Below are 13,393 nucleotides of genomic sequence, written 5' to 3'. Positions count from 1 at the left end.
GCTTTGGAATCGAAAAAAATACTCATTTTAGGCGGCAGCGGATTTATAGGTAATGCACTTTACAAGGAATTGTGCAACTACTATGATACCTATGGCACCTATTTCTCCTCAAGAAATGGCTATAAAACCAATCAGCAGTTCTTCTCTTATGATATGCAGGAAGATGATGTGTACCAACTCCTTGAAAATGTCAGGCCCAATATTATAATATCAACTCTGAGAGGTGATTTTGCAGCGCAGATCCAGGCACACCAGCATATCGTGGAATACATATCTAAAAATAACTGCCGGATTATTTTTCTCTCTTCTGCCAATGTTTTTGACGCTTACAGCAAATTCCCCTCCTATGAAAATGATAAAACCCTCTCGGAGAGTATTTACGGGCGGCTGAAAATAAAAATTGAGAACATGCTGCTCAGATTACCAAAGAAGAAAGCCTGTATTCTGAGGTTACCCATGGTATTTGGAAATACTTCGCCAAGGATAAAAGAGATCAAACAAGCGATCTGGAATAATGAAGCTATTGAAGTATTTCCCAACCTGGTGATCAATGTCACGGATGATGATAAACTTTCCCAGCAGGTACACTACCTAATCAATAGGAATAAATTTGGTGTTTTTCACCTGGGAAGTTCAGACCTGGTTCATCACGAGGATTTTATCCGGGAGGTGGTTGATCGGGTGGGAAGCTTTAATCCCATTTACAAAAGGGTATTTACAACTAATGAGGAACGCTATTTGGCAGTTCTTCCGAAAGATCACCCCCTTCCAAAAAATCTTCGCTTCACCTATCAGGAAGTTATTGATCACCATGTGATGGGCTGATCAGTTCTGTTTATTTTCAACGCTTTAATAATTCCACTAACTTTATAAAAATGGTGGATACTGAATTCCACATTTCAATAATTATTTAAATAAAATTATTCCATGGAAAAGCTCAATCACGAACAGATCGAAGAAAAACTAAAAAATTTAGAAGGCTGGGAATTCAATAATGACGCGATAGAAACCTCCTTCGAATTTAAAAATTTCAAGGAAGCATTTACGGTGATGACTCGAATTGCTTTTGAATGTGAGGCTCAGAATCATCATCCGGACTGGACCAATGTTTACAATTCCCTGCAAATAAGACTTAGCACTCATGACGCCGGAGGAGTTACGGATAAAGATTTTGCGCTAGCGAGCAGTATCGAAACGATTATAGAAAGTGAATAATAAGGCCAACTTTCACCACTTGTGATGGATGTGAAAATTACTAAATTTGCTCAGATTTAGATCTGAAAGTTTATGGGGAGAGCATTTGAATTTCGAAAGGCACGTAAGTTAAAGCGCTGGTCGGCCATGTCCAAAGCCTTTACAAGAATCGGGAAGGATATTGTAATGGCTGTCAAAGAGGGAGGGCCCGATCCGGATACAAATTCCCGGCTGCGTGCTGTGATCCAGAATGCCAAATCGGTCAATATGCCCAAAGATAATATTGAACGAGCCATCAAAAGGGCCAGTGATAAATCCCAGGGCGATTTTAAGGAAGTACTGTTTGAGGGGTACGCACCTCATGGAATAGCCATCCTGATTGAAACAGCAACTGATAACAACACCCGTACAGTGGCCAATATCCGAAGCTATTTTAATAAATGCAACGGAAGCCTGGGTACTTCAGGTTCAGTTGAATTTATGTTCGATCACACCTGTAATTTCAGAATCCCGGCAGAAGGGATAGATCTGGAAGAACTGGAACTGGATATGATCGACTTCGGGGTGGAAGAAGTTTTTGAAGACGAGGATGGGATCATGATCTATGCACCCTTTGAAAGTTTTGGCGCTATACAAAAAGAACTGGAAAGCAGGGAGATTGAAATTCTCTCATCAGGTTTTGAACGGATTCCCCAGGTCACCAAGGAACTCTCTGCCGAGGAAGCCGAAGATGTGGAAAAACTTCTCGAAAAAATAGAGGAGGACGATGATGTGCAGAATGTATATCACACCATGAAGGAGTAAGCACTAATCATACGGCTTTTGACAAATGGCAGGTGCTTTTCTTTACTGATCAAACCGATAGCATTTACAATTTCTTTTTGCACTAATTGAAACTTTTAGATAATACCCCCTTTTACTTTCTCCATTCTTATTGTCCTTATCGAGTTTTGCTATTATCATAATTTATTCCGGGTCAATATTTGCTACTTAAAATAGTATCCCTAAGGGGTTAAATAATACCAATTTTCAGGCCTCTAATACTTAATTGGTCAAAAGTTTAATTTGTCTACATATATTTATGTAATCGACTTTCAGGCTATTTTTTACATAATTCTTATCATAACTCTATTCTGTTAATGTCAGTGCTTAATTAGTAATTTCTTTAAAAAAGTCATAGATTGAAGGGACTAACACAAAAACCTTCTTAAATGAAATCTAAACACATTTGGATTTTAGCATCGTTGTTTATGCTAACTTCCCAACTTGGATTTTCCCAGGAAAAAATGATTAGTGGTACCATCACCGACGAAACGGGGGTGCCTTTACCAGGTGTTTCAATTGTAATAGTTGGCACTACAAGTGGTACACAATCTGATTTCGATGGGAATTACAGCATTAATGCTGCAGTAGGACAAACGCTCAGGTATAGCTACATAGGCCAGCGAACGACAGAAAGAACTGTCGGATCTTCCAGTACTATTAATGTACAAATGGAATTAGACACCCAAACTTTAGATGAGGTCATCGTAACGGCATACGGTACGTCAACGAAAGAAGCCTTTACCGGATCTGCCGCAGTGGTAGGTGCCGAAGACCTGGCTATCAGAAACGTTACCTCACCTATTGCCGCTATAGAAGGTAGGGCAACGGGTATTCAGTTTACATCGCCTTCCGGGCAACCCGGATCTTCGCCAGGCATTGTTATACGTGGTGTAGGTACACTTAATGGGGATTCAGATCCCTTGTTTATTGTTGATGGGGTTCAGTATGAAGGTGCCTTAAACACTATTAACCAGGAAGATATTGCTTCTTTTACAATACTCAAGGATGCAGCTTCAACCTCTTTATACGGTTCCAGGGCTGCTAACGGAGTAGTTATAATTACTACTAAGACCGGTACCCGTGGAGATATTCAGGTGAATGCCTCCATGCAGTATGGGCTGACAAGCCAGGCTATCCCTTTTTATGATGAGTTAAGCCCAGAGCAGTACTACGAAACTATGTGGGAAGCCCTAAAAAATTCAAGTGCAGGGGCTGGAGATCCTGCTTATGCTTCAGCCAACATCTACCAGAGTCTTGGATATAACCCATTCAATGTCCCCAATGACCAGATTGTTGGAATAAATGGCCAGATAAATCCCGCGGCCCAGGTTATTTATAGAAGTTTGGATTGGTATGATGTGCTCACAAAAACGGGCGTACGGCAGAATTACAACGTCAATGTTTCTGGTGGAGGTGAAGACCACAGGGTATTTTTCTCGGCCTCATATCTCGATGAAGAAGGTTATGTAGTTACTTCAGAATTTGACCGACTAACAACACGTGTAAACGCTGAATTCAATGTTTCTGATCGCATTACCATTGGCGGTAGTGCCAATGTTACTATTTCCAATGCAGCAGGGCCCAGTTCTGCAGGAACAGGAAGTATTGTAAATCCTTTTGGCTTTGCCAAAAATATTGGTTCAGTATATCCGGTTTATGTGAACGATTTACAGGGTAATATCGTCTTAGATCCTCTCGGGAATCCGCTTTTTGACAATGGTGAAGGATTCTCTGAATACAATATTGGATCAAGGCCTATCAGCCAGGGACGTCACGCACTGCAGGAGCTGCTCCTGAATGACGAACGAGACAGGGATAATACCTATGGTTTCAGGATGTTCGGGGAATGGGAGATTTTAAACGGCCTTAAACTCCGTTTAAATTATGGTAGAGATATCAATGAGGGTCTGGAACAAGAATATGAAAATGCTATAATAGGAGATGCTCAACCGGATGGAAGGTTCAGTGACGACAGATTCAGAAGGCAGGTAGAAAACTTCAACCAAATCCTGACCTATACCAATAGTTTCGGCAATCACAATATAGATATCACCGCCGGACATGAAAGTTTTGACAGAACCTTTAACAGTATTAATGGCCTGAAAACTGTACAAACGGCTAGTGGTATTTTCGTAAACGATAACTTTTCAAACATCGTAAGACTAGGTGGAAATACAACAAGGAAAGCAATTGAAGGGTATTTCCTCAGAACCAATTACAATTTTGATAATAAGTACTATTTAAGTGCTTCGGTCCGGAGGGATGGTTCGTCTGTATTCAGCAGCGAATCAAGATGGGGTACATTTTACTCCGTGGGTGCTTCATGGAGGATCGATCAGGAAGGTTTTATGGATGATGTTGGTTTTGTAAATGCATTGAAGATAAGAGGTTCTTACGGGGAAGTTGGTAATGATGATTTATTAGACTTCTTCCTGTCACAACCCCGATTTTCAATTACTTCCAATGCCGCAAATCCTGCTATCATAAACACCGATCTTGGAAATGCAGCGCTACAATGGGAAACTATTGAGAATTTTGATGTAGCCCTGGAGTTTTCATTATTTAACAATTTATTTGACGGGTCTGTAGAGTACTACAAGCGGAATTCTTCTGATCTATTGTATAACTTACCCATCCCCATTAGTAATGGTCTAAATACAGTTCCCACCAATATCGGAGATATGTACAACTCCGGTTGGGAAGTTGCGTTGACCACAAACCTGGTCAATAGTAACGATGTTCGCTGGAATGTTACCTTACAGGGATCAACTTTTAAAAATGAGATCACCAGTTTACCCGATCCATTTATCAATGGATCCAAGCGATGGGCAGAAGGACGTTCCAGATTCGATTTTTACTTGTTAAGAACAGCTGGAGTTGACCCAAGTAATGGAGACCAATTGTTTTTTGTCTACGAACTTGATGATGACGGTGAGAGTGTTCCCGTACTGGATGCCAATGGTGATATAGAAACCACAAATGACTGGCAGGCTACTGAAAGAGCTTATACAGGCGACAGTACTATCCCAGATCTTTTAGGGTCAGTTGCTAATAGCCTTAGTTATAAAGGATTCACACTCGATTTCCTGGTTACTTTTGGAATTGGCGGTTCTTTCCTGGATAATGGATACTCAGCAATGATGCACAGTGGTGATTTTGGAAGGTCTTACCATCCGGACATCCTGAATGCATGGAGACAGCCTGGTGACATCACTGATGTTCCCCGACTGGAAGCCGGAAATGCCAACCTGGTACGGACACAATCAGATCGCTTCCTTACCGACGCTTCTTTCTGGTCTTTGAAAAATGTCAATTTTGGCTATAATTTTAACAGCCAGATTACTGACGCCCTGGGCCTGTCAGCTTTAAGAGTTGCTATCTCCGGAGAGAATTTGTATTTAAAGAGCAAGAGAGATGGATTGGATCCACAGTATAATTTAGCAGGAACACCTGCTGGTAACGACTTTAATCCTGCAAGAATTATTTCTTTAGGACTGAACGTATCATTTTAATCAAAAAAATAATAGTTATGTTAAGTAGAATTAAAATTGTGTTATTGGCAATCCTGGCGATTACCATAACTTCATGTGAGGAAGATTTCCTTGATACTACACCAACAGATGCTATAGCTGCGGCTGACGCATTTGCTAACGAAGAGAACATGCAACTGGTCCTCAATGGGCTGCATCGTGGTTTGTACTCCCAGTCCCAGACCATATTCCCCGGAGGGAATACGGCAAGGGCAGGAAACCACTACTGGGTCCCTCTGGGGGATAATTTGACTGGAGGTTTAATCCACTCTGCCAGTGCAAATAATTTGGGGTGGAGAACTGAAATGCAGTGGCTTTCCCATACCGATCCTTTTTCTTTAACAAATGAGATCTTGTGGTACCACCGCTATAATATTATTGCTGGATCAAACGGCTTAATAAATAATGGAACGAATGGAAGTTTAACGGAAACTCCAACCCTAAACACCATTTTAGGTCAGGCCTATACATATAGGGCTTATGCTTATCTTTCTCTCGTGCAGCATTATGCCAGAGGTTATCTGATTGGCAATCCATCAGCTGACCCCGGAGTCCCAATTTTGTTTTCTTCGGAGGCTCCTTTTACAAGCGCACCAAGATCAACGGTACAGGAGGTATACGATCTGATAGAAGCAGACCTCGATGAGGCAATACGTCTGTTCCAGATCGGTAGCCCGAGACCAAGTGGTGGAGCTGACACAAAATCACAATTAAATATAAATGTCGCTTATGGCCTTAAGGCAAGAATGGCCTTATCCACTGGAGATTGGCAGACTGCTGCAGATAACGCAGTACTGGCAAGAGATGGTTTTCCTTTAATGAACGAAGCCGATTGGCTTTCCGGATTTAATACAAATAATCTTTCTGAAGTGATTTGGGGATCAAATGTCATTGATGCTGAAACTACCTTCTTCCGTTCCTATTTCTACTTGGCAAGTAACACCTTTAACGGAAGTCAGATTAGGAATAATCCTAAGATTGCAGACCGAAGGCTGATTGATGCAACCCCTGATACTGATTACAGGAAGAAAGCATTTATAGTCGACGCGCCTAATACCAACTCCTCAGCAGCCAATGGAGAGGGAGGTTTCGGAAACGACCCGAATTACACAGACGAAGCTGTGTTTGATGCCAGAGTAGCAGAACTGTATGCCACTTACGGTCTTACTTCCAGGTTTAATCTGCATCCTTATATGCACTTTAAGCTCAAAAATAAGAACCCAGGTTCTATAGATCCTGATGACGTTATTTACATGCGTACTTCAGAGATGTATTTAATTGAGGCTGAAGCAAGAGCCATGTTAAATGACATTCCAGGAGCCCAGGCTGCCCTGGACCCTCTTGGCAGTGAAAGAGATAGTGCATACGATGTCAGTATATACAATACTCAACAGGCTTTAATGGACCATATCAAATTTCAAAGAGGCCTGGAGCTATGGGGAGAAGGATTTGGATACACCGATAAAATTCGATGGGATGAAGGTATTGACCATGCTGCTGATGGTGGCTCAGGTGCTTCAGAGATTCTGTATCAGCAGGCATATCAGGTTGAACGACCTTCTGTTAACGACGCCTGGATCTTTAAGATCCCACAGGCTGAAATTGATGCCAATCCTAATTTAGGTCCGGGTGATCAGAATTAAATCTCATTTTAAGCTATAATTGTTTGATTTAGCTAGTAGTAAAGCCCTTTATGCAACTGTTAATAAAGGGCTTTATTTGTGTTTATTCCTTAGGTGAAAATTGCACTTCAGAATTGTAATTCTTATTCTCATTAATAGTATCTCATTATTTGTATGAGATTTCGATAAAACTTGCATTGAAATTCCAAAATGGATTGAGCTATTACCTTTTACTACACTTCTCGGTTGTTGAATGACCAATATCATTGCTCAACCTGTGCAACGATCCTACCTTTAGGTCAAAGGATTTTTAAATCCTTATTTCGTAATTATATAAAATAAAGAAATCATGAGAACTTCAGCAAAAGTACTGGTATTGACTATGTTCAGCCTACTATTCCTTGTCTTTTCATGTGATAAATCAGATGAAGATTCACTGACCAAAGAAGGTCCTTTTAACATCAGTGAGCTCGCCGGAAACTGGGTAGCCACACAGGCACAATTTAGTGTGAGTACCCTTTCTGTTGATGTTGTGGAAGATGGAGGTACTGTAAGAATGACTGTTAACTCAAATGGACGTTTCACATTAACCATCGATCCTGTTGACCGAACAGCTTATACCGTTAGCGGGGAAATGTTTTGGGAGCAATGGGAAGGCAGCTACTTCTTTTCCATAGTATGGGACGATGAACCGGACGACTGGGACTCTTACGGTCATACCTGGGATGGCACCACATTTACCATCAACGGAGGTACTGACACAGGAGAGTACGACTTTGATAATGACGGTGATGCAGAACCATGTACCATACATTTCGATTTTGTACGGGCTTAAACCGGGGTTAAAAATTTATAGACAGTTTGATTTAAATCAGGATCCTAATTGATATCTGAAATACAATACTGACCTAAAATTTATTTCTTAAAATGAACTGACTTAAGTATAAGCAGGTATCTTTCCAACAACACCCTGGAAAAATTTTCTGTATAATTCAAAATCTGCATCCTTGTTGTTCGTGGGAAAGTAAGGTTCAGAAAGTTTTACCTGTTTCTTCCCGAAATCGAGGGCAACCATAATAATCGGAACTTGTGCCTGACGGGCAATATAATAGAAGCCTGTTTTCCATTTCTCAACTTTTTTTCTGGTCCCTTCGGGTGAAAGGGCAAGTCTGAATACTTCTCTTTGCCTGAAGATCTCCACCGTTTGGGCCACAGTATCACTGTTTTTGCTGCGGTCTATAGGCGTACCTCCAAGACTGCGAAAGATCCAGCCGAAAGGCGGTTTAAACAAACTGTGCTTTCCAATAAAGTGGACCTGCTTTCCAACAATGCTACGAACTAGCAAACCAACAATAAAATCTACCCAACTGGTATGAGGGGCGACAATCACCACACATTTGGATACTTCCGGAAAACGTCCGATGAGTTCCCAGCCCCACAATCGATGAAAGATAAAAGAACTCAGTTTTTGCATCATATGATTCCCGGTAAAATAACAATTTAAGTCGGATATTATGTACTGTACAGATCAGGTCTAAGTTCGGATCGAAACGAGGACAGGATTATATTTTAAGATAGAGTTCCTTCAGTGTTTCCCTGCTGATCTTTTCGCGCCATGATCTGCCGAGAGCATTCTCCCACAGGGGTTCCATCCCCAGGGATACAGAGATCATAGTATCCATTTCTTCGTCGGTTAGAGCCCCGCAGATATTTTTAGGCAATTCAATCTTATGCTGCCGTTTCATCTCGTGGAACAGCTTCACCCCTTCAGGATAATAATCCTGTAGATGCTGAAATACGAGACAATTTCCAATTCCGTGCTTGGTCCCGAGAACATAAGACAACCCATAACTCATGGCATGCGCTACTCCTACTTGTGAATATGCTATGCTCATTCCCCCGTGCCAGGATGCCATCATCAGTTTCTCCCTGGATTCTTCAGGACTCAGATCTCCCAGAAAAACTTCTTTGCACATATCCAGTGCCTTTTCCCCGTAACTCTGGCTAAAAGCATTAAGATAACTTCCATTGAGCGACTCAATACAGTGTATATAGCAGTCCATCCCGGTATAAAACCATTGATCTTTGGGAACCCCTATGGTAAGATCAGGATCTAAGAGTACCTGGTCAAAAGTGGTGTAATCTGAATTGATCCCGAGTTTTTTACTGGGTCCCAGTAAAACAGTAGTTCTTGAAACCTCGGCGCCTGTACCGCTGATAGTAGGTATTCCCACGTGATATATGGCTGGTTTTCCCACAAGGTCCCATCCCTGATAATTATGTGCACTCCCATTATTGTTGAGCATGATAGATACAGCCTTAGCCATATCCAGAAGGGTTCCCCCTCCTATTCCAACAATACCGGATGGCAACTCCTCAAATTCCTTTTTAATATAACTCACCAGGGTATCAACCTGCTCGGTTTTGGGTTCTTCATCAGCTGAAATAAAGATTACCTTATCGTTAAACAATACCGGAAGCCTTCCCGGCAGCGCTTTATGCTCAAATACCTCATCAACAAGGTAAATAATGGGGGCTTCTGAATTCTTTCGCTTTGGTAATAGTATGTCACCCAGTTGATCAAAGCAGCCAACACCATAAACCACCCTGGGTACCATAGGAAAATTCTTAAATTGGGATTTAGATCCTTTTTTAACCATTTCAATTGCGGGTTTTTTCTCAGTTTCCATTGGGGGTTCAGAGGTATTTTAAAATGTCCTTTATTCCAGAGAGGGTCAGGTGATCATTTGTATGTGCTGAAGGGTCTACTTCCTCATGTGCCCAGGTGGTGTGAAAGGGAACATGAACAGCCTTAGCGCCTATAGCTAAGATAGGCAATACATCAGATTTAAGGGAATTCCCGATCATCAGAAATTCCTCTACACCAATCTCCAGGTGGTCTAAAAGGTTTTTATAATTCATTTCTTTTTTATCGCTTAACACTTCCACATGGTGAAAATACTCAGATAAACCCGATCGGTCCAGTTTGCGCTCCTGATCTAAAAGATCTCCCTTTGTTAAAACAATTAGACGGTATTTATCAGCTAATTCCTTCAGTACTTCCTCTACGTCATCGAGCAATTCCACGGGATGGGCAATCATCCTTTTACCAAGATTCAAAATTTTTGAAAGGGTTGTCTGCGACACCTGATTATTTGAAATATCCAGGGCCGATTCGATCATTGAAAGTGTAAAACTCTTGATCCCATACCCGTAGAGATCCAAATTATCGATCTCCGTCCTGAATAGTTCCTGATCGATTTTATTCTTGGTCTCATAATTTTCTAAAAGTGATGTAAACTCTTCTTCAGCTTCCCTGAAATAGGTTTCATTCACCCAGAGAGTGTCATCGGCATCAAAACCAATCACTTTTATTCCACTGAAATCTACTTCCATGCTGCCTTTGCTTTTTCGAGATCTTCCGGAGTATCAATCTCGATACCCGTGATACTTGTCTCTACCATCTTAATCTTCTTCCCGTACTCCAGGTACCTGATGGCCTCAATTTTTTCAGAAGCTTCAAGGGGTAACATCGGCAACCGCTTAAAATCGAGTACCGCCTGCTTCCTGAAAGCATACACCCCTTTATGTTTGTAATATGTTGGTGTGATGCCCACAGCCCTGGGATACGGTATCACCGATCTCGAGAAATACAGCGCAAAATTTAGTTGGTCCACAATTACCTTCACTGTATTGGGATTCTCTATATCCTCTCTTTCTGTGATTTTTGTCATCAGGGATGCAAGGTCAATTTCACCTGCATCATCCTGCCTAAACACCTCTATAAGACTTGCCAGGCTTTCTTTATCCGTAAACGGCTCATCTCCCTGTACGTTGACCACTATATCCACATCCAGGTTTTCTACGGCTTCTGCTATCCTGTCACTCCCACACTCGTGTTCCTCTACGCTCATCATCACCTTCCCGCCTTCTTCCTCAATTGTCTTATAAATAAGTTCGCTGTCAGTTACCACGTAGACCTCCTCAAACAAACCCGTCGCCTGCGCAGCTTCATACGTTCTCAGGATAACCGGTTTCCCTCCCAGATCCTGCATAAGCTTTCCCGGAAAGCGGGAAGCGGCGTATCTGGCGGGAATCATGGCGATTATTTTCATATTATTTCTTCTGTCTATCTGCTTATTTGCTTAATCTGGGCCTTAACTTCCTGTAAATAGTAAAGATAAAAATCAACAACAGAATTACCAGGATAGAGGCAATTACAGGGGCAATAACTGAAACCACAGACATCAGCAAAGCTGTTGCCGTTTCGATAAGGGATATAATTGGATTTCCTATGCCTGCTGTTGTTGCTGTGGACGTTAGTCTCCCTGTTGCTGAAGCCCCTTTTATGGCCGCTGCCGTTCCTCCACCTGCGATAATTGCCAGGGACCAGGTAATGACCGGATCCAGTTCTGAAACAGTAGCAACCATTACCGCCGTTCCTGCTAAAGCCGCTAATGGAAGGGCAATACTGTCGAGTAAATTATCCACATAAGGAATAAAATAGGCAAATATCTCAACCACCGTAGCCACGCCCAAGGTAATCAGCGCGGGAATACTACCGATCCATTCCCACTGATCATTGAGGTCCCATACTTGAAAATAAGCGGCCAGACTGAGTACAAAAAGAGGTAAAAATACCCTGAAGCCCACTGAGGCTGCCAGGCCTATTCCCAAAAATATACTGATCATGGTCTCTGCGGTCATCTGCTGAGGTTCTTTTGACTAAAGTAACGTATTATCAATCAAGAAAAAAATCGTCTTTAAACCCAATTAAATACAACTTTTCCCGAGCCCGGGTTATGGCTGTATACAACCAGCGAAAATATTCCCTGTCCGGGTCGGAGGGCAGGTAGGGTTGTTCTACAAACACCGTGTGCCATTGCCCTCCCTGAGATTTATGACAAGTTATTGCATAAGAGAATTTCACCTGTAAAGCATTAAAAAAAGTATTGTTTTTTACTCCCAGAAACTTCTTGTATTTGGAGGATTCATGTGCGTAATCCTTCATCACCTCCTGATAGAGCCTGTTGCCGTCTTCATAAGACAGTGATGGCGTCTCAGCTGAAAGGGTATCGAGTAACAGTACCGTTTCAAAAGGCTTTTGATTGGGGTAATCCGTCATTCTGATTTTCACTTCAGCAAAGCGAAAGCCGTAAAGTTCTTTAAAAGAGAATATTTCCAGAATCTCAATGATGTCCCCATTGGCGATAAATCCTGCTTCCGACTTAGGGTTAAGCCAGTAGTAATTATTCTTGACCACCATGAGATAATCCCCAGCGGCCAGATCGTTCTCAAGGAAGAGGATTCTATTCCTGATATTTTCATTGTACAAGTTCGCCCTTTTGTTCGATCTGACGATCAATGCAGTCTCTTCCTTTCCCTGGGAGGAATAAGCTTCTTCTATAGCCTCCTGTATAGCATAACCATCAGTAAGGCGAACGATATCGGCAAAAGTGTTAAGCTGAAACTGAAAAGTGGCGTTGAAGTGATCGTCAAGCTGATTCCTTAAATCCGTTGCATTGACAAGGATTCCGGAATTTTGAACCTGCCGTACCACCTCATCGAGTTCAATGACTGTAACATCTTTGGAAAAGCGCGATTGTAGCTGATGTTCGTTAAGGGCCGGACTCAATGTCAGCCGTACCGGAGGCAACTGAGCCGTATCCCCGATTAAAATCAGCTTGCATTGATGCCCGGAATACACAAATTGAATAAGGTCATCGAGCAAAGAACCGTTCTCAAAGAGTTTACTGTCTGATGGTGTATCCGGGATCATCGAAGCTTCATCTACAATGAAAACAGTATTTCTATGTTTATTTGGTGCCAGTACAAACTGTATCCCACCACCTCTTTGCTTCCTTGGGAAGTATATCTTCCGATGGATTGTAAAAGCCTGCGTTTTAGCGTAAGCAGACATTACCTTGGCCGCCCTGCCCGTAGGAGCCATTAAAACAGATTTCATTTTGGTATTCCACAGATTGGTAACCAAATTACCTATGATTGTGGTCTTACCCGTCCCGGCAAAACCCTTGAGTAAGAATAAATCATCCTTCGTCTTCGAAAGCAGGAATTCAGATAGCAATTGCAGCGTTATATCCTGCTTTTCAGTGGGGTGATGCGGGAAGTTGTTCTTCAGTAATGCGTAGAAAGAAGCCGGGGTGGTTGTTACCATAGAAGCCCAAAGATAAAGAGGATTTTTAGGTCAAAACCTTTTGCGAT

The 13,393-nt window shown here is 41.9% G+C and carries 12 protein-coding genes; 6 read left to right on the top strand and 6 right to left on the bottom strand.

The window, feature by feature from the left end:
* The first annotated feature begins 3 nt into the window (after window positions 1-3).
* The 6 genes from AB8P51_RS04080 to AB8P51_RS04055 all read left to right on the top strand — a co-directional run bounded on the left by AB8P51_RS04080 (window position 4) and on the right by AB8P51_RS04055 (window position 8,006).
* Window positions 4-825, top strand: a complete 822-nt coding sequence (locus AB8P51_RS04080) for a sugar nucleotide-binding protein (protein WP_369747481.1) — start codon at window positions 4-6, stop codon at window positions 823-825.
* Between the two features lie 102 nt (window positions 826-927).
* Window positions 928-1,215 (top strand): 4a-hydroxytetrahydrobiopterin dehydratase, encoded by a 288-nt coding sequence (locus tag AB8P51_RS04075; RefSeq protein WP_369747480.1) that lies wholly within the window; start codon window positions 928-930, stop codon window positions 1,213-1,215.
* Window positions 1,216-1,287: 72 nt separating this feature from the next.
* Window positions 1,288-1,998, top strand: coding sequence for a YebC/PmpR family DNA-binding transcriptional regulator (locus tag AB8P51_RS04070; protein WP_369747479.1), 711 nt, complete (start codon window positions 1,288-1,290; stop codon window positions 1,996-1,998).
* 407 nt (window positions 1,999-2,405) lie between these two features.
* Window positions 2,406-5,531, top strand: coding sequence for a SusC/RagA family TonB-linked outer membrane protein (locus tag AB8P51_RS04065; protein WP_369747478.1), 3,126 nt, complete (start codon window positions 2,406-2,408; stop codon window positions 5,529-5,531).
* 17 nt (window positions 5,532-5,548) lie between these two features.
* The gene (locus tag AB8P51_RS04060) at window positions 5,549-7,192 is read left to right on the top strand and encodes a RagB/SusD family nutrient uptake outer membrane protein (protein WP_369747477.1); all 1,644 of its coding nucleotides are present in this window, start codon (window positions 5,549-5,551) and stop codon (window positions 7,190-7,192) included.
* 328 nt (window positions 7,193-7,520) lie between these two features.
* The gene (locus AB8P51_RS04055; protein ID WP_369747476.1) at window positions 7,521-8,006 is read left to right on the top strand and encodes a hypothetical protein; all 486 of its coding nucleotides are present in this window, start codon (window positions 7,521-7,523) and stop codon (window positions 8,004-8,006) included.
* Between the two features lie 102 nt (window positions 8,007-8,108).
* Here the strand turns inward: AB8P51_RS04055 and AB8P51_RS04050 are convergent, their stop codons facing one another.
* From AB8P51_RS04050 to AB8P51_RS04025, 6 genes are all read right to left on the bottom strand, one after another.
* A complete protein-coding gene (locus AB8P51_RS04050; protein WP_369747475.1) occupies window positions 8,109-8,648 on the bottom strand; it encodes a 1-acyl-sn-glycerol-3-phosphate acyltransferase in 540 nt (179 codons plus the stop codon).
* 85 nt (window positions 8,649-8,733) lie between these two features.
* Complete coding sequence (locus AB8P51_RS04045) at window positions 8,734-9,861, bottom strand: iron-containing alcohol dehydrogenase family protein (protein WP_369747474.1); 1,128 nt, start codon at window positions 9,859-9,861, stop codon at window positions 8,734-8,736.
* Between the two features lie 7 nt (window positions 9,862-9,868).
* Window positions 9,869-10,567 (bottom strand): HAD family hydrolase, encoded by a 699-nt coding sequence (locus AB8P51_RS04040; protein WP_369747473.1) that lies wholly within the window; start codon window positions 10,565-10,567, stop codon window positions 9,869-9,871.
* On the bottom strand, window positions 10,558-11,286 hold the full coding sequence (gene kdsB, locus AB8P51_RS04035; RefSeq protein ID WP_369747472.1) for a 3-deoxy-manno-octulosonate cytidylyltransferase: 729 nt from the start codon (window positions 11,284-11,286) through the stop codon (window positions 10,558-10,560). The genes AB8P51_RS04040 and kdsB overlap by 10 nt, the downstream gene beginning before the upstream one ends.
* A gap of 22 nt (window positions 11,287-11,308) precedes the next feature.
* Window positions 11,309-11,878, bottom strand: coding sequence for a DUF4126 domain-containing protein (locus AB8P51_RS04030; RefSeq protein WP_369747471.1), 570 nt, complete (start codon window positions 11,876-11,878; stop codon window positions 11,309-11,311).
* A 34-nt stretch (window positions 11,879-11,912) separates the two neighbouring features.
* Complete coding sequence (locus tag AB8P51_RS04025; protein WP_369747470.1) at window positions 11,913-13,346, bottom strand: ATP-dependent RecD-like DNA helicase; 1,434 nt, start codon at window positions 13,344-13,346, stop codon at window positions 11,913-11,915.
* Between the last annotated feature and the right edge of the window lie 47 nt (window positions 13,347-13,393).

The organism is Muriicola sp. SD30 (assembly GCF_041205185.1).
GTDB lineage: Bacteria > Bacteroidota > Bacteroidia > Flavobacteriales > Flavobacteriaceae > Muriicola.
Note: the sequence above shows the minus strand (reverse complement) of the source record. Positions and strands in the feature narration are given on the sequence as shown.

What these genes read in the sequence shown, in the direction of transcription:
- AB8P51_RS04075 (WP_369747480.1), top strand. Translation starts at nt 928, where the DNA reads ATGGAAAAGCTCAATCACGAACAGATCGAAGAAAAACTAAAAAATTTA.
- AB8P51_RS04070 (WP_369747479.1), top strand. Translation starts at nt 1,288, where the DNA reads ATGGGGAGAGCATTTGAATTTCGAAAGGCACGTAAGTTAAAGCGCTGG.
- AB8P51_RS04065 (WP_369747478.1), top strand. Translation starts at nt 2,406, where the DNA reads ATGAAATCTAAACACATTTGGATTTTAGCATCGTTGTTTATGCTAACT.
- AB8P51_RS04060 (WP_369747477.1), top strand. Translation starts at nt 5,549, where the DNA reads ATGTTAAGTAGAATTAAAATTGTGTTATTGGCAATCCTGGCGATTACC.
- AB8P51_RS04055 (WP_369747476.1), top strand. Translation starts at nt 7,521, where the DNA reads ATGAGAACTTCAGCAAAAGTACTGGTATTGACTATGTTCAGCCTACTA.
- AB8P51_RS04050 (WP_369747475.1), bottom strand. Translation starts at nt 8,648, where the DNA reads ATGATGCAAAAACTGAGTTCTTTTATCTTTCATCGATTGTGGGGCTGG.
- AB8P51_RS04045 (WP_369747474.1), bottom strand. Translation starts at nt 9,861, where the DNA reads ATGGAAACTGAGAAAAAACCCGCAATTGAAATGGTTAAAAAAGGATCT.
- AB8P51_RS04040 (WP_369747473.1), bottom strand. Translation starts at nt 10,567, where the DNA reads ATGGAAGTAGATTTCAGTGGAATAAAAGTGATTGGTTTTGATGCCGAT.
- kdsB (WP_369747472.1), bottom strand. Translation starts at nt 11,286, where the DNA reads ATGAAAATAATCGCCATGATTCCCGCCAGATACGCCGCTTCCCGCTTT.
- AB8P51_RS04030 (WP_369747471.1), bottom strand. Translation starts at nt 11,878, where the DNA reads ATGACCGCAGAGACCATGATCAGTATATTTTTGGGAATAGGCCTGGCA.
- AB8P51_RS04025 (WP_369747470.1), bottom strand. Translation starts at nt 13,346, where the DNA reads ATGGTAACAACCACCCCGGCTTCTTTCTACGCATTACTGAAGAACAAC.